General features: G+C 61.1%; 24 protein-coding genes and 2 pseudogenes. 20 read left to right on the top strand and 6 right to left on the bottom strand.

What is annotated here, in order from left to right:
• Positions 1–37: 37 nt before the first annotated feature.
• Positions 38–514 (bottom strand): hypothetical protein, encoded by a 477-nt coding sequence (locus DFS21_RS19705; RefSeq protein ID WP_111532928.1) that lies wholly within the window; start codon positions 512–514, stop codon positions 38–40.
• Between the two features lie 148 nt (positions 515–662).
• On the opposite strand from DFS21_RS19705, the gene DFS21_RS27365 reads away from it, so the two are divergent.
• The 19 genes from DFS21_RS27365 (at position 663) to DFS21_RS27020 (ending at position 16589) form a co-directional block, all read left to right on the top strand.
• Positions 663–1388, top strand: a complete 726-nt coding sequence (locus tag DFS21_RS27365; RefSeq protein WP_111532927.1) for a phage tail tube protein — start codon at positions 663–665, stop codon at positions 1386–1388.
• 8 nt (positions 1389–1396) lie between these two features.
• On the top strand, positions 1397–1864 hold the full coding sequence (locus DFS21_RS19695) for a phage tail assembly chaperone family protein, TAC (RefSeq protein ID WP_111532926.1): 468 nt from the start codon (positions 1397–1399) through the stop codon (positions 1862–1864).
• A 289-nt stretch (positions 1865–2153) separates the two neighbouring features.
• Entirely contained in the window at positions 2154–2471 is a 318-nt protein-coding gene (locus tag DFS21_RS19685; RefSeq protein WP_111533010.1) for a superinfection immunity protein, read from the top strand.
• A 39-nt stretch (positions 2472–2510) separates the two neighbouring features.
• Positions 2511–5039 carry a phage tail tape measure protein gene (locus tag DFS21_RS19680; RefSeq protein WP_111532924.1) on the top strand — a complete coding sequence of 843 codons (2529 nt, stop codon included), beginning with the start codon at positions 2511–2513 and terminating at the stop codon, positions 5037–5039.
• Positions 5039–5386, top strand: a complete 348-nt coding sequence (locus tag DFS21_RS19675; RefSeq protein ID WP_111532923.1) for a phage tail protein — start codon at positions 5039–5041, stop codon at positions 5384–5386. Before DFS21_RS19680 ends, DFS21_RS19675 begins: the two co-directional genes overlap by 1 nt.
• A gap of 36 nt (positions 5387–5422) precedes the next feature.
• Positions 5423–6124 carry a phage minor tail protein L gene (locus DFS21_RS19670; RefSeq protein ID WP_111532922.1) on the top strand — a complete coding sequence of 234 codons (702 nt, stop codon included), beginning with the start codon at positions 5423–5425 and terminating at the stop codon, positions 6122–6124.
• A 2-nt stretch (positions 6125–6126) separates the two neighbouring features.
• Positions 6127–6909: a C40 family peptidase gene (locus DFS21_RS19665; protein ID WP_111532921.1), complete on the top strand. Its 783-nt coding sequence runs from the start codon at positions 6127–6129 to the stop codon at positions 6907–6909.
• Entirely contained in the window at positions 6906–7490 is a 585-nt protein-coding gene (locus DFS21_RS19660; RefSeq protein WP_111532920.1) for a tail assembly protein, read from the top strand. The genes DFS21_RS19665 and DFS21_RS19660 overlap by 4 nt, the downstream gene beginning before the upstream one ends.
• 56 nt (positions 7491–7546) lie before the next feature.
• Positions 7547–11776, top strand: coding sequence for a DUF1983 domain-containing protein (locus tag DFS21_RS19655; RefSeq protein WP_111532919.1), 4230 nt, complete (start codon positions 7547–7549; stop codon positions 11774–11776).
• Positions 11773–12156, top strand: coding sequence for a hypothetical protein (locus DFS21_RS19650; protein ID WP_111532918.1), 384 nt, complete (start codon positions 11773–11775; stop codon positions 12154–12156). Before DFS21_RS19655 ends, DFS21_RS19650 begins: the two co-directional genes overlap by 4 nt.
• A 149-nt stretch (positions 12157–12305) precedes the next feature.
• Positions 12306–12560, top strand: a complete 255-nt coding sequence (locus DFS21_RS19640) for a hypothetical protein (RefSeq protein WP_111532916.1) — start codon at positions 12306–12308, stop codon at positions 12558–12560.
• A 30-nt stretch (positions 12561–12590) separates the two neighbouring features.
• Positions 12591–14159 carry a pyocin knob domain-containing protein gene (locus DFS21_RS19635; RefSeq protein ID WP_111532915.1) on the top strand — a complete coding sequence of 523 codons (1569 nt, stop codon included), beginning with the start codon at positions 12591–12593 and terminating at the stop codon, positions 14157–14159.
• Complete coding sequence (locus DFS21_RS26770) at positions 14156–14542, top strand: hypothetical protein (protein WP_146603157.1); 387 nt, start codon at positions 14156–14158, stop codon at positions 14540–14542. Before DFS21_RS19635 ends, DFS21_RS26770 begins: the two co-directional genes overlap by 4 nt.
• Positions 14529–14807: a tail fiber assembly protein gene (locus DFS21_RS19630; protein WP_256591448.1), complete on the top strand. Its 279-nt coding sequence runs from the start codon at positions 14529–14531 to the stop codon at positions 14805–14807. Before DFS21_RS26770 ends, DFS21_RS19630 begins: the two co-directional genes overlap by 14 nt.
• 61 nt (positions 14808–14868) lie before the next feature.
• Complete coding sequence (locus DFS21_RS19625) at positions 14869–15321, top strand: structural protein P5 (RefSeq protein WP_111532913.1); 453 nt, start codon at positions 14869–14871, stop codon at positions 15319–15321.
• Positions 15318–15680: a hypothetical protein gene (locus DFS21_RS19620; RefSeq protein ID WP_111532912.1), complete on the top strand. Its 363-nt coding sequence runs from the start codon at positions 15318–15320 to the stop codon at positions 15678–15680. The genes DFS21_RS19625 and DFS21_RS19620 overlap by 4 nt, the downstream gene beginning before the upstream one ends.
• A complete protein-coding gene (locus tag DFS21_RS19615; RefSeq protein WP_111532911.1) occupies positions 15677–15937 on the top strand; it encodes a hypothetical protein in 261 nt (86 codons plus the stop codon). The genes DFS21_RS19620 and DFS21_RS19615 overlap by 4 nt, the downstream gene beginning before the upstream one ends.
• 66 nt (positions 15938–16003) lie before the next feature.
• Positions 16004–16297 (top strand): hypothetical protein, encoded by a 294-nt coding sequence (locus DFS21_RS19610; RefSeq protein WP_111533009.1) that lies wholly within the window; start codon positions 16004–16006, stop codon positions 16295–16297.
• Positions 16266–16589, top strand: coding sequence for a hypothetical protein (locus DFS21_RS27020; RefSeq protein ID WP_111532910.1), 324 nt, complete (start codon positions 16266–16268; stop codon positions 16587–16589). The genes DFS21_RS19610 and DFS21_RS27020 overlap by 32 nt, the downstream gene beginning before the upstream one ends.
• A 277-nt stretch (positions 16590–16866) precedes the next feature.
• Here the strand turns inward: DFS21_RS27020 and DFS21_RS27015 are convergent.
• Positions 16867–17129: pseudogene (locus DFS21_RS27015) on the bottom strand (integrase); the annotation flags it as partial.
• A gap of 955 nt (positions 17130–18084) precedes the next feature.
• Between DFS21_RS27015 and DFS21_RS19590 the strand changes: the two are divergent.
• On the top strand, positions 18085–18441 hold the full coding sequence (locus DFS21_RS19590; RefSeq protein ID WP_110698502.1) for a VOC family protein: 357 nt from the start codon (positions 18085–18087) through the stop codon (positions 18439–18441).
• 5 nt (positions 18442–18446) lie between these two features.
• On the opposite strand, the gene DFS21_RS26530 is transcribed toward DFS21_RS19590, so the two are convergent.
• The 4 genes and pseudogenes from DFS21_RS26530 to DFS21_RS19580 form a co-directional block, all read right to left on the bottom strand.
• Complete coding sequence (locus DFS21_RS26530; protein ID WP_146603156.1) at positions 18447–18818, bottom strand: hypothetical protein; 372 nt, start codon at positions 18816–18818, stop codon at positions 18447–18449.
• Between the two features lie 95 nt (positions 18819–18913).
• Positions 18914–19315, bottom strand: coding sequence for an RDD family protein (locus DFS21_RS27360; RefSeq protein WP_371926892.1), 402 nt, complete (start codon positions 19313–19315; stop codon positions 18914–18916).
• 306 nt (positions 19316–19621) lie between these two features.
• Positions 19622–19720: pseudogene (locus tag DFS21_RS27010) on the bottom strand (DUF6434 domain-containing protein); the annotation flags it as partial.
• 90 nt (positions 19721–19810) lie between these two features.
• Entirely contained in the window at positions 19811–20704 is an 894-nt protein-coding gene (locus DFS21_RS19580) for a LysR family transcriptional regulator (RefSeq protein ID WP_214501342.1), read from the bottom strand.
• Positions 20705–20736 lie beyond the last annotated feature (32 nt).

Here is a 20736-nt window from a genome sequence, read left to right as displayed (position 1 = left end):
TGCCCGAGTGCTTTCAGAAACATCGGCGCGGGCAGATTTATGCGACGTACAAACGGTAAATGTCGGCCTGGAAGTCCATAACGAGCCTGCCCGTTTTGATGACCAGCACTCCAATGATTAGGCTTTGGCCGCCACTGTTCTCATCCGCTAGTGGAGATGAGAACACATCCGTTTCGAACTGGCTGCCAACCTCCGGAAGAAAGATGTGCGCAAGGTGCTGCGTGGAGACAAATGAACCGCTCGCGCTTCGAGCTTGCACGGTTCCAATCTGCGGGCAGCCGATTTCGGCAATGAGCTCTGGTGTGGCGTAGTTGTGGTCAGCTCCCGTATCAATCAGCGCCCACGTTGTTTTGAAACCTACCAGTTCACGAGGGCCCTTCCCATGGTCCGGATCGTAGCGAAGCGCGGCCTTGACGACAGGTCGTCCAGGAGGGCGGTCATAGACGTCGCCGTTCGGAGACATGAAGTGTATTTGTACAAATTTCGTTCCATCGGGGACTACATAGTCGCTCATCACAGTTTCCATCTGTCTTCGAAAATGGGCACAACGCTACTACTACTTTGAGCCGCCCCGTTACTGGGTTTCCATCCACTCTGGTTAACCAAACAGTTCACCCCAGCCCGCCAAGTGCGGGCTTTTCTTTGTCCGATAGGAGACCCCCATGTCGATTCTCACCCAAGGCACCCAGGTTTTTGCCCTGATGCCGCCCCTCACTGGCACTGGCCCTTCGACCGTTGTTGAGGTCGAGTGCGCCACCGCCTTCAACCCTGGCGGCTCGCCGGCGGAGCAGATCGAGGACACCTGCCTCAGTTCCACCTCCCGTACCTACAAGAAGGGCCTGCGCACGCCGGGCCAGGCCTCGCTGACCATCAACGCCGACCCGAACAGCGCGAGCCATGTCCGCCTTCACCAGCTGTCCGAGACCGACGGCGACACCACCATCAAGTGGGCGGTGGGCTGGTCCGACGGCACCGCGGTGCCGACCGTTGCCGCGGCTGGTAGCCTGGACACGATCACTGTTACCGCCGGCGGCAGCGGCTACACCAGCGCGCCTACCGTGACCCTCACCGGCGGCGGTGGCAGCGGCGCGACCGCCGTGGCCGTGCTGGAGGATGACGAGGTGGTGGCTATCAACATCACCAACCCAGGGACCGGCTACACCAGCGCGCCGACCGTGGGCTTCACTGGCGGCGCTGGCTCGGGGGCTGCGGCCACCGCCACCGTCAACCTGGAAGAGGACTTCGTCCTGCCACCGTCGCGCACCTGGTTCGTGTTCGAGGGCTACGTCGCCGACTTCCCGTTCGACTTCGCCGCCAACGCCGTGGTCAGCACCGCGGTATCCATCCAGCGCTCGGGCGGTTCCGCCTGGATCAAGAAGACCACCTGAGGTAGCCAATGAAGCTCAACATCGACAGCCTGCGACAAGCGGGCGCTTTCACCGGCCGCCCAGTTGAGAAGGAGATCAGCTGGCGGCAAGGCGATGACACCCTCACGGCGACGGTGTTCGTTCGCCCGCTGGGCTACCAGAGCGCCGTCAGCGACGTCCTCGCGGCCGGCGGCAAGCAGGACAGCATTGCCGGCCGCATCGCTGCGGCCATCTGCGATGAGGAAGGCAACCCGGTGTTCACCGCGCAGGACATCACGCATGGCCCGCTCGATCCGGACGAGCTGGCGAAGGACCGCAACAGCACCAAGCGCCTGGGCGCCCTGGACGGCAACCTCACCGTAGCTCTGCTCACGGCGATCCACGAGGTGAACAACCTGGGAAAGATGCCGAACTCAGCGAGCTCGACGAGCTCTGGCACGAGCTCGTCCTCGCCGGCGTCGGCGGGCGCACGATCGCGCAAGCCCAAGAAGCCCTGAGCCTGCGCGAGTTTCACTCCTGGGTGAAGTTCAGGAATCGCCGCGGCTCTCTCCACATCGGTATGCGTGTGGAGCGCGCTGCGGGGCTCCTGGCGTCGATCCTGGCCAACCAGGGGCGCGACACCAAGAGGCGGTCGGAGCCGTTCACCCCGGCTGACTTCTGCCCCCATGACGATCGCCATGCCACAAGCCTGGAGCAGGCTATGGAGGACTGGTCCTGATCCTCTACCTTTGGCATAACGCCGCTTAATGATAGATTGAGCTGCTGACTGTGCCGGAGGGAACCATCGTGGAAATTGTTTATGGCGGGTATCTGCTGGGTCTTGCTCTTTCGCTGGTGATTTACTGTCTGCCTTTGATGATTGCCTTTTATCGGGGTCATGAAAAGTACACGACCATTTTTCTGTTGAACCTTTTCCTGGGATGGACAATGGTCGTGTGGGTTGTCTGCTTGATTTGGGCTTTGTTTGGTGCGCCAAGTAGGAGGGCCGAAAGTTCAAGTTACAGCAAGTATGAAGATCTTGAGAGGTTATCTCGCCTCAAGTCTTCTGGAGATTTAACAGAAGCAGAGTACCAGACGGAAAAGTCCAGGTTACTAGAACGATAAACAGAGCCCGCTTAAAGCGGGCTTTTTGTTGGAGGCTATATGGCAAGCAGGTCTTTAGGGACGCTGACGCTGGACCTGATTGCCAAGGTTGGCGGATTCGAGCAGGGGCTCGATAAAGCTGGGCGGTCTGCAGAAAAGCGCATGAAGCAGATCAGCGACAGCGCGACCAAGCTTGGCGCGGCTGTTGGGGCCGGTTTGGCTGCTGGCGTTACCGCACTTGGCGCGATCACCGTATCAGCGATCAAATCTGCTACTGAAGTGGCCAAGCTGGCAGCCGTGGCCAACGTCAGCACGACTGACTTTCAAAAGCTCGCCGCCGGCGCAAAGCTGGTCGGGGTTGAGCAAGACAAGCTCTCGGACATTCTCAAGGATGTGAATGACAAGGTCGGGGACTTCCTGAACACCGGTGGCGGAGAAATGAAGGATTTCTTCGAGCAGATAGCACCGAAGGTTGGCGTCACCGCTGAGCAATTCAGGAACTTGAGCGGGAGCCAGGCCCTGGGCTTGTATGTCTCTAGTCTGGAAAAGGCAAAGGTCAGTCAGAGCGATATGACCTTTTATATGGAGGCAATCGCCAACGATGCAACGCTTCTGCTGCCATTGCTTCGAAACAATGGAGAGGGATTCAAGAAGTTTGGCGAGGCGGCTGAAGCGGCCGGCTCGATCATGGACGAGAAGACAGTTAAAGCCGCGAAAGAACTGCAAGCCGCAAACTGGCTTGTTGATCAATCCATTGCTGGAGTAACTAACCAGCTGACTGCCGCGCTGTTGCCGAGCATGTCGGAATTCGCGGGAAGGCTCAGCGAATCAAGCACGCATGGCGTTGTTGCAAAGAAAGTTGCCGACGACCTTGCTGCCAGCCTGCAGGCCTTGGCCAAGTTCGCTATTGGCACAGTGGCCGGAATTCACCTGCTTGGCGTCGGCTTGAAGTCGTTGTCTGACTTCGACAATGCGATGGTCGGCGGAGAGGATGCCAAGTGGTGGGATCGGTATCTACCGCCGGTGAGGATCTACAACGCCTTTAAAAACATCGATGCCATGGGCAATGTCATCGGCGGAACAAAGGAGCAGATGGATAGCCTGATCACCGGCTACGGTGATCTGATGGCCAGCTTCGATTCGAAGCAGGATGGCTCTGGTAGCACGAACCAGGTGAAAGAACTGGCCAACCTGCTCGACAGGCTAAAGAGCAACGGGCCTGGCGCATTTAGGGCTATCACCAAGGCCCAGCAGGATGCCGCGAAGGCAGCAGATGCTGCAGCCAAGAAGCTAAAGGGGCAATTCGACACCGCAGAGCAGGATTACCAGCGCCAGATCGCCCTGATCAACACCGAGGTCGACAAGCGCAAGGACGCCACCGAGGTGGCCAAGCTGCAGTTCGAGCTGGAATCCGGGAAGCTGCACGGCCTCAGCGCCCAGCAGCAGGATCGCCTAAAGGGGCTCGCCGCTGAGCTCGACCAGCTCAAGCAGATCAAGCAGCAGAACGAAGATGCCAAGAAGCTGGCGGCCTTCCGGTCCAACGTTGGCGAGGATTACCAGACCGCGCGCAGCGGGTTCGATCACGAGTTGGCCGGCGCCGGGCGCGGTGACAAGTACAAGGAGCGGCTGAAAGAGCGCCTGGCGATAGAGGAAGACTTCAACCGCCAGCAGCGTGAGCTGGTGCTGCAGCGCAACAGCGGCGATATCAGCCAGGAGCTGTACGACCAAGAAACGCAGGTCCTGAGTGACGCCCTGGCCCAGCGGCTGGAGCTTCAGAACGACTACTACAGCCGGCTCGATGAGGCACAAGCCAACTGGATGGACGGCGTCACCAGTGCCTGGGAGAACTTCGCCGACGCCGCCACAAACTACTCGGCCATGGCCGCCGACGCCACCACCTCGGTGCTGGGCAGTGCAAAGAGTGAGCTGAGCACGTTCCTGTCCGATGTGGCAACCGGCTCCGCAGATGCGGGTGATGCGCTGATGGACATGATCACTGGCTTCGGCAAGGCCTTCGTAGGGGCGCTTGCTGATATGGCTGCTCAGTGGCTGGTGTACCAGGCCGTGCAACTGCTGGTGGGCAAGGCGACGCAATCGAGCGCGGGCATCGCAATGGTGGCCAACGCCCAGGCCACCGCGTTTCAAGCCAGCCTGGCCGCGTTCGCCTCCACCGCAGCCATTCCGATCGTCGGCCCGGCAATGGCCCCGGCTGCCGCTGCTGCTGCGGCAGCGGCTACTGCACCAATGGTCGCCGGCGTGGCGTCCACCGCGCTGATGGGGATGGCCCACGACGGCATCGACAGCATTCCCCGGGAGGGGACCTGGCTGCTCGATGGCGGCGAGCGGGTGTTGAACCCGAACCAGAACCGCGACCTGACCCAGTACCTGCGCAATGCGAACGATGCTGGCGGCGGCCTTGGCGGCGGAGGCATCACCATCAACGCACCGGTCACCGTCCAGGCCCAGGCCGGGATGAGCGATGCCGAGGCGCGCCGCCAGGGCGAGATGATGGGGCAGGCATTCGAAGAGCGGGTACGTGATGTGATGTACCGAGAAACCCAGCAGAACGGGATCCTTTGGAGGAGGTGATGGCAGAGACATTCGGCTTTTGCACCCGTGTCGGTGCCTCAGGCGAGATCAAGCATCGGACCTGGGAGAACGAATTCGGGGACGGCTACGTCCAGTCCGGTGGCACCGGGATCAACGGCAAGTCGCAGGAGTGGTCGCACCAGGCCACTGGAGGACTGGAGGACGGGCAGGAGCTGCGCCTGATGCGCGATTTCCTCGACCGCCACGAAGGCTACAAGTCGTTCCTCTGGACGCCGCCAGGCGGCAACCAGGGTCGGTACAAGGTCAAGGACTACAAGCTCGACCCGCAGGGCGCCGGCCTGTTCAGGATCAGCTTCACGATGAAGCAGGTCTTCACCCCCTACTGACCCCGACCGGCGGGGTTTCTTTTTTCTGAGGCCTCCATGACTTTCGAGACCGATATCCAGAAGCTCGAGCCGGGCAACCAGATCCGGCTGTACGAGGTGGACGCCACGAGCTTGAGCGGCAACCTCATGCGATTCCACGGCCACGCCCAGGAAGGCGACATCATCTGGCAGGGCCAGCTGTACGAGGCAATCCAGATCGAGGCCAAGGGCTTCGACATCCGTGGCGACGGCCGTCCGGCCACACCAACCCTGCAGTTGGCCAACGAGATCGCCGGCGTGCGCGGCGCCGTCACGGCGTTGTGCCTGGCCCTGAAGGACCTGGTGGGCGCACGGGTAACGGTCATTGAGACCTTCCGGCACTTCCTGGACGCCGCCAACTTCCCAGACGGCAACCCCAACGCTGCGAACCAGGCGCGGGAAAACCTCTGGTTCATCGAACAGAAGACCGAGGAAGACCGCGAGCAGGTGACGTTCCAGCTGTCGAGCCCGCTTGACCTGGGCGGCGTGCAACTACCCAGCCAGCAGATCACCAAGTTGTGCCGCTGGGCCACGCGCAACGGGTACCGCGGCGAGGCCTGTGCCTATGCCGGCGCGGCAATGTTCACCAAGCAGAACGAGCCTACGGACAACCCCGCGCTCGACCGCTGCGCGGGCCGCTGGAACAGCTGCAAGCTGCGCGGCAACACTCGCCGCTTCGGCGGCTCCATGGGCGCAAGCCTGATCGCCAGTTCGAGGTAACCATGCGCATCAACCAACAGCTGCAGGCCGCGATTCGCGAGCATGCCGAACGCGAGCACCCGACCGAAGCGTGCGGCGTGCTGATCAAGACGGCCGCCGGGCGAGAGTATGTGCCGTGTCGCAACCTGGCCAGGACGCCCCGCGACCAGTTCACCCTGCATCACGAGGACCTGGCCAACGCCGAGGAGCAGGGCCAACTGCTGGCGATCATCCACAGCCACCCAGACGCCAGCCCACGCCCGAGCATGGCCGACCGCGTCAGCTGCGAACTGCATGAGGTGCCGTGGGGGATCGTGGCGTGGCCAGGCGGCGATATGGAGTGGTTCAAGCCGTCCGGCTACACCGCGCCGCTGCTGGGTCGCGAGTTCTCCCACGGGCTGCTCGACTGCTGGGGCGCCTGCCGCGACTGGTACGCCCGCGAGGCCGGCCTGCAGCTGCCGAACTTCGAACGCAAGGATCTGTGGTGGGAGGAGGCCGACGGCCCGAGCCTCTACGAGGACAACTTCAAGGGCGCCGGCTTCTACCAGGTCAGCGAGCCGCGCCGCGGCGACATGCTGGTGTTCATGGTGCCGTCGCCTGGGCGCCCGTGCTTCCACCCGAACCACGCGGCGATCTACCTCGGCAGCGAGCCCGCCCTGGTCAGCGAGGACGCTCCGGCGCTTGGCGGTTCCGGTCCATTCATCTACCACCACATGGCCGGTCGCGCTTCAACCCGCGACATCTACGGGTGGTCGATGGCCAGCCGCTGCCGGCTGATCCTCCGACACAAGGACTACCAGCCATGAAGCGCACGGTGAAGCTCTACGGCGTGCTCCGCAAGCACTTCGGTCGTGAGTACCTGCTGGATGTGCAAAGCCCGCGGGACGCCGTACAGGCGCTATGCATCCTGGTGCCAGGCTTCGAGAAGTTCCTGGCCACCGGCGAGGAGCGCGGCCTGGTGTTCACGGTGTTCTCCGGTCGCCGCAACCTGGCGCCCGAGGAACTGGACCTGCAGGGCAGTGACGCCGAGGAGATCCGCATCGCGCCGATCATTCAGGGCAGCAAGCAGGGCGGTCTGTTCCAGGTGGTGCTCGGCGCGGTACTGGTGGTGGCGGGTTACTTCACCTTCGGCACCACATCCGCGGTTGGCATCGCGATGATGGCCGGCGGCGCAGCCCTGGCACTGGGCGGCGTTGTGCAGATGCTCTCGCCAACGGCCAAGACCGGTAGCCTCGACCGCAACGAGGACGGGAACAACCCCAGCTACGGCTTCGGCTCAGCCGTGACCACCATCGCCCAGGGCAATCCCTACCCGGTCCTGTACGGCGAACGGGAGATCGGCGGGGCGATCGAGTCCGGCGGGGTGTATCCACAAGACAAGCTCTAGCCACCACTCGACTACCTGACCTGCTTCGGCAGGTCTTTTTGTTTCTGGAGGAATGAATGGGCGCAGAAGTGAAGCGCAAGGCCCCTGCCAAGCAGGCGAAGCCGCGTCAAGTCGTCGGGCACAAGGGTGGCGCGAAGAAGCCGAAGCAGCCCAGCATTGCCTCGAACAGCGTGCCGTCGATCTCCACGGCGCGCCTGGTATACCTGTGGAGCTGGGGGCCAATCGTCGGCCCGGTTGATGGCTTGCGCTCGGTGAAGCTCGACGGCACACCCATCATGGCTGCAGACGGCAGCATCAACTACCCCGGGGTTAAGTGGCAGTTCCGCTCTGGCGAGCTGCACCAAGACCGCCTGGAGGGCGTGACCGAGTCGAGCAACGAAATTCAGGTTTCCCAGGAGCTGCGCAGCACAACGCCCTGGGTCTACTCGATCAACAACCCCGTGATCGACGCGGTGCGCGTGCGGTTCAGTTGGCCGGTACTGCAAGCGCAGGACAGCAGCGGCAACATCGACGGCGTGCACATCGACTATGCGATTGATGTGTCGACCGATGGCGGCCAGTACCAGCAGGTGCTGGCGTCGAGCGTCAGCCGCAAGAACGTCACCAAGTACGAGCGATCGCACCGCGTCGAACTGCCCGAGGGTAGCAGCTGGACAGTCCGTGCCCGTCGCCTGACGCCGGAAGCGAACAGCTCGCTGGTGCAGGACGCGATGATCGTGGAGGCGATCGCCGAGGTGGTCGATAGCGACCAGGAGTACCCGCTCACCGCAGTCGGCTGCGTTGAGTACGACGCTCAGCAGTTCGGCGGGGACTTCCCGAAAATTGCTGTCCTCATGCGCGGCCGCATCGTTCGGGTGCCGATGAACTACGATCCCGAGACGCGCACCTATGCCACCGGCGGCGCCGGGACCACCAACGGAGTTTGGGACGGATCGTTCAAGGAGGCCTATACCAACAACCCGGCCTGGGTGTTCTACGACCTGGCCCTGCATCCCTACTATGGCCTGGGTGATCGCATCGACGCATCGATGATCAACCGCTGGTCGTTGTACCGGATCGCGCAGTGGTGCGATCAACTGGTGCCGGACGGGAAGGGCGGTCAGGAACCGCGCTTCACCTGCAACCTGTACCTGCAGAAGCAGGCCGAGGCCTGGGCTGTGTTGCAAGACCTGGCTGCGATCTTCCACGGCCTGGCCTACTGGGACGGCAGCCAGATCGCAGTGAACGCCGACATGCCGCAGGATCCGGTGTACACCTACACCACCTCCCAGATCCTGGGAGACGGCGTAGTCAAGTACTCCGGCAGCAAGTGGCGCGACCGACACAGCCTGGCCATGGTCTCTTTCGATGACCCCGACCAGGGCTTCGAGACTGACAAGGAGCCGGTTTTTGACGAAGACGCCATGGCCGAGTACGGGGTGCGCGATGTGTCCGTCGAAGCCGTGGGCTGCACCAGTCGCGGCCAGGCCCAGCGCGCCGGCAAGTGGGCGCTGCTGACCGAGCAGCTGCAGATTCGCGGCGCGACGATCAATGTCGGCCTCGATGGCTACATCCCAAAGCCCGGGACCGTGGTCGCGCTTTCCGATCCAATGCTGGCGGGCAGGGCCAACGGCGGCCGCATTGCTGCCGTCGCTGGCCGCGTCGTGACCCTGGACCGTGATGTTGAGGTGCCGACCGCTGCCCGCCTGTTGGTCAACCTGCCAAGCGGGAAGACCGAATCGCGCCAAGTGCGCTCCGTATCCGGCCGGCAGATCACCGTGATGGCCGATTACAGCGAAACCCCGCAGCCGGAGTGCGGCTGGGCGATCGACTATGACGACCTCAAGTTGATGCAGTTCTACGTCCGCAACGTGACACGGCCTGAGTGGACTCGGTTCCAGCTGGACCTGATCCAGCACGAGCCGAGCAAGTTCGACGCCGTCGACCACGGCACCATGATCGACGACAGGCCAATCAGCGTGTTGCCGCCAGGCGTGCAAGAGCCTCCGGCCCGCGTGCTGATCAGCAGCCATTCCGCCGTGGACCAGGGCATCGCGCTCACCACGATGACCATTGGCTGGGATGCTGCACCTGATGCAGTAGCCTACGATGTGGAGTGGCGCTGGAATTCGCGGGACTGGGTCAAGGTGCCGCGTACCGGAGAGTTGGCCGTCGATGTGCGTGGGGTCTATGCCGGTCAGTACCTGGCCCGAGTGCGCGCCGTCAACGCGATGGATGTTGCGTCGATCCCGACGGCCTCCATGCTCACTGACGTTGAAGGAAAAACGACGCCGCCACCCGCTGTCTCGTTTCTGCGAACCGTCTCTGAAATCTACGGCATTCGTCTCGAGTGGGGCTTCCCTGCTGGCGCCGAGGACACTGCTTACACCCAGGTCGAGATGTCCTCCGAGAGTTCCGGTATGAACCCTCTGGAGCTAGGGCTGTTCGGCTACCCAACGAACACATACCTGCACTCAGGCATGGCCGCCGCAGTGGTGCGTTACTTCCGCGCCCGTCTCGTGGATCGCTCCGGCAACGTCGGCCCATGGACGGAATGGATCTACGGACAGTCGAGCGCGGACGCCAGCGCGATCCTCGACTACATCACGGGCAAGATCACCGAGACGCAGCTTGGCCAGGACCTGCTGAAGGAGATCGAGAAGATCAGCGGCCAAGGCCCTGGCTCGGTCAACGACCGAATCACCGCGGGCGACACCGCGCTGCAGGGGCAGATCGACTCGCTGCAATCGCAGCTGGCCGATGTGGTTGGCGCGCCGGATTGGAACGAGAACGACGCCTACCTTTCCGGGTCGCTGGTCAAGCTCGAAGGCAAGCTGTACCGCGCCAAGCAGGACGTCCCTGCTGGGACGCCGGTGACGAACGAGACCTTCTGGGAGTACATCGGCGACTACGCCTCCCTCGGCGAGCTGGTGACCGCGCTGGCGATCCGTGTCGACGCGGTAGAGACCCGGGTGGAAGAGGTCGATGGCGAGCTGCAGGCCATGGCAACCCGCGTGATCGGCGTCGAAACGCAGGTGTTCCCACGGATGGCCGGCGCCACCAGCTGGAAGGCTGGCGACTCTGGCGTGCGTGCCGCTGCTCGGTCGATCTACAGTGCCTTCAGCAATGCCGACATGGCGCTCAGCCGCCGCATCGATATTGTCGAGGCGCAGGTCGGGGACGACCTCAACGCCCGATTCGAGCAGGAGGCCTATGCCAGGGTGACCGCTGACGAGGCCCTGGCCACGCAGATCACCACGGTGTCGGCCAAGACCGACGACAACGAAGCGAGCCTGCAGCAGGAGATCACGGCGCGCACAACGGCCGACGAAGCGATGACTGCGCAGATCACAGCGCAGAAGTCCCGCATCGACGGCAACGAAGCGGCGATCGCCAGCGAAGCCCAGACCCGGGCCACCGCCGACCAGGCCCTGGCCGCGTCGGTGACGCAGCTCACCGCACGAGTCGGGGACACCGAGGCGCTGGTTGAGGACACGGCCAGCGCGGTGGTGGACCTGGAAGGCAACGTCTCGGCGACGCGCAACATCAAGGTCGGCGTCGATGTGAACGGGCGCTACTACGGTGCTGGCATGGGCATCGGCGTGGAGAACACGCCGGAAGGGATGCAGTCCACGGTCATCTTCCTGGCCGACCTGTTCGCTGTCATGCACCAGCCTGGCGGGAATCCGAAGTCCGTGTTCGCGCTCCAAAACGGCCAGGCGATCATCAACAGTGAGATCGTCGGGGAAAGCACGATTGGTACGGCCAACATCGCGAACGCGGCGATCACCGAGGCGAAGATCCAGAACCTAGCGGTCAGCACGGCGAAGATTGCCGACCTGGCGGTGAACACCGGCAAGATCGCCGACCTGGCTGTCGACACGCTCAAGATCGCCGGCCGGGCGGTGACATTGCCCGTCAGTTACTACAGCGCTGGCGTTCAATCGGTCGGGGGCATTTCGGGGGCGGCGAACTGGGCGACCATCTCGACCATCACCTACATCAGCACGGGGCAGCCTGCCCTGATGAACGTGTCGAACCAGTACTGCGGGACGTTCTCCTGGCCAGGCGGCTACTGGCGGTTGTTGATAGACGGGGTGGTTGTAACTTCTGGACGTTGGCTAGGCACATCAACTTCAAGTTCTGCTTACAACGGCGTGCCAGCCAGCTCAATCAGCTTGAACATGATCCTGAACATGGCATCGGGTAGCCGCACCGTTACCTTCCAAATGAGCCCTGATCTAAGTCCGAGTGCTGTGCTTTACACAGACAACCGGGCGATGACAATCATGGAGGTCAAACGTTGAACATCGTTGAGTATGATGAGTCGGGGCGAATCCTTTCTGTCATCAACTACCCGACCAGCGATAAGGCTGTCTCTGAACTTGAAGAATATCGCGACCGACTTGTTCTTCCGCAGGGCTACGTTATCGACTGGGACAGGCACTATGTCGTAGAGGGAGAGATTGCTGAGCGCCCGAGTATGGGCGCTTATCTGGATGGAGCGAACATCAAAGGCGTGAAGTCAGGGGCCTCTATCACTATCGATGGCGAGAAGTACGAGGCCGACGGTACGGATATTGAGTTGTGGTTTGATCGTTCGGGGTTGTTCCGGATATCGATTTCTCTTTGGCCGTACGCTGACTTTGAGGTGATGTATGAAAATCGAACATCGGTCCAACTATGAGGCGCTGCGCGCTGCGGCGTACCCGTCAATCGAAAGTCAACTTGATGACTTGTGGCATGCAATGCATCGCGGCGAAATCCCGATTGCGGAAAGATTCTACGAAAACATAAAGGCCGTGAAAGAGCGGCACCCGAAGCCGGAGAGTATTGATGAAGCATAAGTTGCTGATGTTGGCGAGCGCCCTGGTCCTGGGCGGATGTGCCAGCGGGTGGGCGGAGTACCGCGACAAGCACGAGTGCCGCCCGACTGACGAACTGCTCAAGAAGCACGAGCTGGTGACCGAACAGAGCACCGTCTCGGTCACCGGCGTTGCCCCGTCGTTCTCGCCCTCGGTATCGGTGCGGGTCAAGACCTACAGGCGGTTCGAGTGCAACAACGGCGCGATCTGGGGGCCGGCTTTCTGACCGTGCCACAACGACTATTCAGGAGGCCGCATGGCTCAGAAGACAATCGAGCTGGGTACAGCTCCCGATGGCATGGACGGCGATGACGCACGGACTGCGTTTCAGAAAACCAACGACAACTTCACCGAGCTGTACCAGGGGGTTGGTGGCGCCCAGCCGGAAAGCCCCAAACTGTCTGCTATCGCGGCAAGCGTGTGGGCTGCGAACCAACTTCTGATTGCCACCGGCGAGAACACTATCGGCGGCCTGGCAAGTGGCACAGCGGGTCGTGCGGTAATTGCCGCCGAGACTGCTGCGCAAGGCCGGAGTGCGCTTGCGTTGGGTGTGGCAGCGACTTTCGACGTTACCACTTCGGCCACCGATCAGACCGCGAACCGCTTGCTTAAGAAGGGCGATTTCGGACTGGGCGGGGTGGTCCCATCGGAACCAGATGGTACCTGGCTGGGCACGCGGTTCAAGCAGTGGGCGGGTAGCGCTCCAGACCGCCCCCCGACTGCGCAGATTGCTGTTGGCTTCGACTCTGGCTACGCAAACAACCGCCGAGCGCAGTTCGCCATTTCACTGGGAGACGCATCTGCCAAGGCCTACTTCCGGGGGATAACTGCTACGGCAGAGACAGCCGGTCTGTGGCGGGGTCTTGTGGCAGAAGGTGATTTCGGTATAGGTGGCTATGGTGCCCTCGTTCTGTCAACCGCTATCAATAGCCTCGTGACCACCGGGTTTTATTATTGCAATAGTGCGAACAGCGGCGAGAACTTGCCTGTTGCAAGCAACGGTTATTTGCTGGTCCACGCACAGGGCTCGCTCTATACCAAACAAACGTTTAGCCACGTCACAGATGGCCGGACCTGGGAACGCTTCCTCGTCAACAACGTTTGGCAAAATTGGGATCCCGTCCTAAAAGGATCCAACGTAACAGTCAGCGCAGGCGACATCGGTGTAGGCCGTTTGTTGAAGAACGGGGACTGGGGTATTGGCGCCACCAACAACGCTGTTACCGTTGCCGACCTCAACGTAGTTGCGGGGGGTGGTATTCGGAGGGTTACACCGGATACCACCAACAGACCGTCGGGACTCAACTACGGTACTGTTGTTGACACCATGTACGAAAAGAGTTCAGAGAACTGGGCTCAGATGGCGATGTCGATGACGGAGCCGAGGGCGTGGATACGTTCGCGCATCAACAACGCCGCACCAGCAGTTTCCGAAATCTACACTAGGTTCAATGCTGTCGGAACTGTCTCGTTCAGTGGCGGAAATACGGGGGCGATTATTGAACGTGGCTCCGGGGTTCAAGGGCAATGGATTCGATACGCAGACGGTACGCTAGAATGTTGGGGTATGGGAACGTTTGCTTGCCCTCTGAGCACTGATCCTGTTCCTGCAACGATTGCAGTACCTCAACCTTTCAACTTCGTTGACAATACATTTGTCGGCATGGCATGGGCTCAGCCGCACATCACGTGGACTGGTTTTGGCGGGGTGCTCGCATGCGCTCCTGGTACAACTTCGTACTTTAGCGCTGCTATCCGAAACACGTCATCGGCGCAAAACGTTAACATTGGCTGGCGCGCAATTGGCAGATGGAGAAACGCATGATCATACATTTCTCACCGATAGGTGTCGTTGACGGTAACGATTACTTGATAACGGTCGAAGGCGATACGATCTATATCGATGGCGAAGAGTTCGACTTTTCGCCTATCGGACTGGGTGACAAGTTACCGGCCGAAGCGTGCTCTCCAAACTTCTTTCAAGAGAAAAGCTTCGTCACCCGTGGCGCTAACGGTATTGAACTAACTGTCAAATTGCCGCACGGTCCTAACGCCCCATATGAGCGTCGGTTCATGGGGTCGGTGACAGTGACGCAAGATGGTGACGTGCCCCTGCCTCCGTACGATACCCCCGCTGGCAGCACCACCGAACTTGAACTATCGCCGGATAGCGAACCGGCCCAGGACGGAAAGAATGGCGACAATTGATTGGAGTCAACTTGTAACCACCGAACAGATCGCAGCCGAAGAACTTTCCGCAGCTACTCGGTCCGCGCAGTCTCAAGTATCCACGCGCCGACTGACTGCTGACGGTGTGATCGGCGCCCTGCAAGACGCTGTGGACCTGGGTGAGGCAACTCCTGAAGAGGAAGCCAAGTTGCTCGAATGGAAGCGGTACCGGATCGCGCTCATCCGCGCCCCGAACCAGCCTGGTTACCCCACCGAAATCGACTGGCCAGCGCCGCCGGCCTGATCCTCACCAACCGAATGCACCGACCGCCACCTGGCGGTATTTTTTTGCCTGGAGAAAACCCATGACCCAATCCACCGCACGCGGTGTGCGCAACAACAACCCCGGCAACATCGACTACAACCCTCGCAACGCCTGGCAGGGACAGCTGGGTGTCGAGGTGGGCGTCGCCAAGCCGCGCTTCGCCCGCTTCGACTCGCCCGAGAATGGTATCCGCGCCCTGGGCAAGCTACTGATCAACTACCGGGGCAAGGATGGCATGCCCGGTGTGGGCAAGCCGGGCATCGACACCCCCATCGAGTTCATCAGCCGCTGGGCGCCGTCGACCGAGAACAACACCACCGCCTACGCCCAGGCCATTGCCAAGCGACTCGGTGTCGGCGTGCGCGACTCGATCGACATCAGCAACCCCCGGGTGCTGCGCGAGACCATCGTGGGCATCATCGTGCACGAGAACGGCGGCAACCCGTACAGCGACCAAGTCATCGATGAGGGCGTGCGGAGGGTGCTGGCGTGAAAGCCTGGGCACTGCGCCTCACTGGCGCCGGCCTGCTGATCCTGCTCGGCCTGGCCGTCGGCACTTGGGCCACCACCAGCCACTTCCGCCCGCTGCTCGACACCGAGCAGGACCAGGTGGCCACCTGTAAGGCAGCCCGCGACAACCTCGCCGGGCTGGCAGCGGAGCAGGGCAAGGCATTGGGCGACCTGACCCTGGCCGCGAACGAGCGCCAGGCCAGGGCGAAGCAGGCCGTGGGCGAGGCTGCGGCCAGCGCCCAGGGCGACTTCGCCGCGGCGAACCGATTGCAGCAGGAGCGGACCGGCGGCGACCAGTGCGCGGCTGCCACCTCGATCATCGACCAGGAGCTTGGCCTATGAGGATGGTGGTGCTCGTGCTAGCGCTGGCTTTGGCCGGCTGCAGTGGTCGTACTGAGCCGCAGGTCCAGTACGTGCGCGTCGAGGTCCCGGTGAAGGTGCCGTGCCGGGCGCCGGAGGTCGCGGTGCCGCCCTGGGCAGCTGAAGGCCTGCGCAAGAGCGACAGCCTGGAAGTGAAGGTGCGTGCGCTGCTGGCCGAGCGCCGACAGCGGATCGGGTACGAGAAGCAGCTGGAAGCGGCAAATTCTGCCTGTCGATAGTCGGTACTGGCCTGGCAATCCGTTTGAATGGTCAAATACTGTATCGATATACAGTATTGGTGCCGTATGTACTTCCTCATTGTTCGCCGGCGAGAGCGCGGCGTCGCCATCCCCAACGAACAGCTCGCCAAGATCAAGCCGCTCAGGGCCGACGTTCACCTACACGAGTGCCATAGCGCAGCTCTTGGGCGCTGCTGCATTGAGGCCTGGGTGTTCAATCCCGCCCCCAGCGCAGACATCATCCCTCGTCTGTTGGATGCAAAGGTGAACGGCATGGGGAGCCTTGGACTGAACATCACGGGCGTTGAGGATGTAGACGGTGTGCTCTATGCGCAGTCCTGGTGGTGCCGTGTTGAGTAGCCTGGCCGGGATACCGCAGCCGTGGCTTGATGAGCTGGGCGACCAGTCGGCCCTGGTCACAGATCCAGATGGGCGCGCTGCGGTGTTGGCAGAAATGGCCTATGCGGCCAGCCGCCGACGAGAGGTAGATGCCGGCGTGCTTTCCGACATGTTGGAGCTGACCGAAGCAGCCAGGACCTGGGCGCTACTCGAGCATGAAGAGCCCTGGGCAATAGGCCTGCTCAGGTATGAATCTGCAGAGGAGTGGGAGAGGGACGAGCCAGGACGGATCGTGGTCGGCAGGACGCCGTAGGAGGGGTGAAAATCGGTTCCAAAACTCGAATGTCGACCCTTGTAGAATGCGGGTTGCAGCTGGCCAATTTCGATTTTGTTTTGGAACTGATTTTGTGGTGCAGGCCGCATTGGCTGGCAATTCCTAGATCGGATTGCAAATCCGTCTACGCCGGTTCGATTCCGACCTCGGCCTCCACCATTCGAAACCCCGCAGATCTAGGTCTGCGGGGTTTTTCTTTGTGCAGAGAAAAGCAGATCGTTTCCGCATAATCAGGCATCGTTTCCGCATCAGCCTCCTACTTGGTTGGACTGACGACCTCACCGACACGGCGGTACACCCGCTTTGTGATGTCCTCCTTGGAGTGGCCAAGCAGCCTGCTGGCTTGACTGGTGTCCTCGATTTCCGACGCCGCCTTCGGTCGGATGTCCCTGAACTGGAAGTGCGCTATCCGGTTGGCCAGGTCGGTTTTTTTCTCCAGTTCAGCCTTCTTTCCGGCAGCCTCTCTGGCTTCGGCCTATCGGTTGCAAAGCATCCCCAGCTCATGCGCTTGCCGTGCTCCTCGGCTGATTGGAATCTGGAGGCTACTACTGCCCCGCCATCATTGGTTACTGGCTTTCCGTCCAGGGTGGATAGCTGTGAGTAATTGATGTTTTCGCTTGCAACCATCGGTCTGATATAAAACTTCTCTTGTCGTTGTCGGAGCACACTCGATGTAGCTCAGAAACTTCTGAGCATTGAGAGGTGCGTATGACCAGAGATAGGGATAACGGACAGGGTGGCAAGTCAGCCGGTAATGGTAGCTGGCCAGCCGGTCGAGACGAGGATGCCAAGAGGGCCCGTCCAGAGGATCGCGACGATTACATCGAAAACCGGCCCTTTCGAGGCGGGCAGAGACAAGGTCCGCCGGACCCATCGCGGGCATCCAACGCCGAGCGCTATAGCCATCACGAGCGCCCACTGGAATAATTGCCAAGTCTAAAGGCTCACTGATTCAAGGCGAGCACTACTGGCTAGGCTCTGTACGAAAAGCCTTGATACTTGTTCATGCTGCGTTGAAAACAGCCTCGGAATGTTCATGTACTCCAGTACACTGCGCTTCCTCGGCTGTTTTCGCCTTGCCTGACCTGCGTCTCAGGACTTTTCGTACAGAGCCTAGAAGCCCAGCCCCCGAGCTGGGCTTTTTGCATCTGGGCTCACCCCAGGCCCCGGCGCTTCCACGCATCGTACTCCCATAGCGCGCTGGTGTGGAAAGCCGCATAAGGCGCATGCTCCGTAGCTCTTCGACCTGGGCAATGGCCTCGGCCCGATCCCTGGCGCGGATCGCATCCACAGCCTCCGCCCAGTGCTCCAGCGCCTCGGCAAATCCCCGCTTCTCATCGTCGGGCATCTTCGCACCCTTCATGTGAGTGGTTGGGGAGGGTAAGGGTAGAACAAATGGACGTGGGCGGGTGGCGCTTGTCGGCGGACCTATGACTGGCTGTGATAGATTCCGACTTCCAACAGGGAGGTGCCAATGAGCAGCAGAGGAACAGATCGTCAGATCGACAACATCGAGTTCAATGTCAGCGATATCAGCCGCAGCAAGGCTTTCTACGGCGCTGTGTTCGGTTGGACCTTCGTCGATTACGGCCCCACATACACCGAGTTCAGCGACAGTCGGCTTGCTGGCGGCTTCACCACGGGTGAGCCTGTCAGGCCCGGTGGCCCGCTGGTCATCTTGTATTCGGACGACCTCGTCGACGCCCAGGTCAGAGTGTTGGCTGCGGGAGGGAAAATCAGCCGAGAGGTATTTTCGTTCCCAGGCGGGAAGCGATTCCACTTCACTGATCCTGATGGGTATGAGTTGGCTGTCTGGGCCGAAACGGACTGAACCAGTTAAGCCCAACGACTTGCTGGGCATACTCCGGCTTGCATCGGCGGCTGCCTGGCTGTGGTAGATTGTGGTCCTACACGCACGATGTCGTGCCTATCAGCCTGGCGACAGATCTTGGCTGGGATGGTCGCTGAAAACCCTTCTGCACGAGTCTCATCACCATATGCAGATGGCATGTAGAACATCAGGTTGATGCCTATCAGCGCTTTGGCTGGTAGCGGTGAGAGCCAGTCTTCAAACGTGTTCCTGGTGCTGATCAGGGCCGGCTCGAAATTCTTCTTGAGAAGGTCGGTGGAGGCTTCGAGGAGCGCGCCTCCGACTGCAGCGGATAAGGCCAGAAGGCTGCTGACCAGATGCTTCTTGAGTGAGGGCATTGTTCGCGTCGTTGCGAGTTGAGATTGACGAGCCCGCGAAAAATCGTGGGTTAAAGAATGAGCGGCGCTTAGCCCGGCTTGGGGTTAATCACGACTTAGCGAATGGCCGCTTGCATCGCTGTGCGGAGCAGAGCTAGGTCCTTTGTCGGTATGACATAGGTTCTCGACAGCATGTCACCGACCCGCTGGCACCTCGCGGATTGCGAGTAGATGAAGATCGTTATGATCCCCAGAGGTACCTCAATGTGTCTCGTGAACCCTCGGATCAGAGCTTGAACAATCGTTGGCGGCCCGCCTGCTCCGTTGATAACGGTCAGTCCAAAAACGTACTTTCCTGGCGTTCTACCGTTGAAAAGCCACTCGCACAGGGGGTATAGGAATAGGTGGACGAAGACCAGTTCAAACCCTGCGAACAACAGGGTCTCTTGATTAGCAAGCCACAGGCCGAGCAGGACGATTGCTCCGTAATCGATGATATATGCCCCTATGCGTTTCATCAGAAGTGATGTTCTAGAGACTTCCATCGGGTGCTCCGTGCTGTGGCTATGGCGAGTGAGTGGAGCCCAGCGCTTGACCGGGCTTGGCTATTATTTTGCCATTGGTGCTGAAGGCCCGCAATTTCGGGGCTATGGTGCTTCCTGCCGCTGGCGGTAGATTGCCCTCATCAACACGGAGGGCGCGCACGAAGCGTTTGGCACTGGGGCCTTGGCCGGAATCGTCCTGGCGGGATGCGGGGCTAGCGATATCGATCGGGCGCGTAAGGCTGCCGCCTATCACTTGAAGGATCCGGAGTCCGCACAGTTTTCACCGACCAAGAACCACCGGACCTTCTGCGTGTTCCGGTAGTGCCTGTCCAGCGGTGTAGTGCGGGTGATCGGTCCAGCATGCCAGTCGAAGCTCATCTTCATTCCCTTGGTTGGCTGTGATCCCAGGAGCGTAGCATTGTCGGCGGCTGCGCAGGCGCGCCTGATCTGATGGTCTGCGCCGTCTCATTAAGCCAGGCGGCTTGCCAGAAGCTCGACAAACGCCCGCACCTTGACCGGTCGAAAGCGAGCCGGTGGAAAGACCGCATGGATCTCGCCTCGGGGCAGCGACCACTGCGGCAGCACTTCGATCAGCCGGCCTCCCTGCAGGTCAGGTTCAGCCACATAGTCCGGAAGGACCGATAGCCCGGCTCCGAGTAGCGTGGCTTCGCGCACTGCCAAGGTGGCGTTGAGCGACAGGCTGGCTTTCATCTCCACTGTTTCGCGCTGCGAGGCACCCTTGGCAAATAGCCAACGGGTCGGTTCTCGCAGCGCCAGGTTCGCCACGATCGGCAACTCGGCCAGATCCGCCGGGGCCTGCAGTTTGTCCACTCGAGCTTGCCACTGAGGGCCGGCCACCAACCTTTGCGCAAACTCGCCGATTCGCCGGGCCTGCAGATGTTGCTCGGTAATCCAGCCAACGCGAATGGAAAGGTCCAGATCGTTGGCGCCCACATCGAGGGTCTGGTCGCTGAAGTGTGCCTCGACCTTGCACTGCGGATATCGCTGCGAGAATGCGGTGATGGCCGGCACCACGACACCGATGCCGTAATCGAAAGGGGCGGTCAGGCGTAGGGTGCCCGTCGGCTCGCTGGCGGCTTCGGACAATTCCTCGAAAGCCTCTTCGGCCTCTTTGAGGATCAATGCACAGCGGTGATAGAACTGTTGGCCCGCCTCGGTGGTGCGGACTTTCCGCGTGCTGCGAACCAGCAGTGTGGTGCGACAGTCGCTTTCCAGTCGCGCTACCTGCTGGCTGACCACGGCCTTGGTGATGCCGAGGCGCTCGCCAGCAGCGGTGAAGGATCCGGTTTCGACCACCGCGGTGAAGTAAGCAAGCCTGTTCAGGCTGGAAGCGCCGGTCATTGATATGTCCTTAATGTATGCAAATAACATAC

The organism is Pseudomonas sp. 2848, from assembly GCF_003253945.1.
Lineage (GTDB): Bacteria > Pseudomonadota > Gammaproteobacteria > Pseudomonadales > Pseudomonadaceae > Aquipseudomonas.
This window is presented reverse-complemented; position numbering and strand designations above follow the sequence as displayed.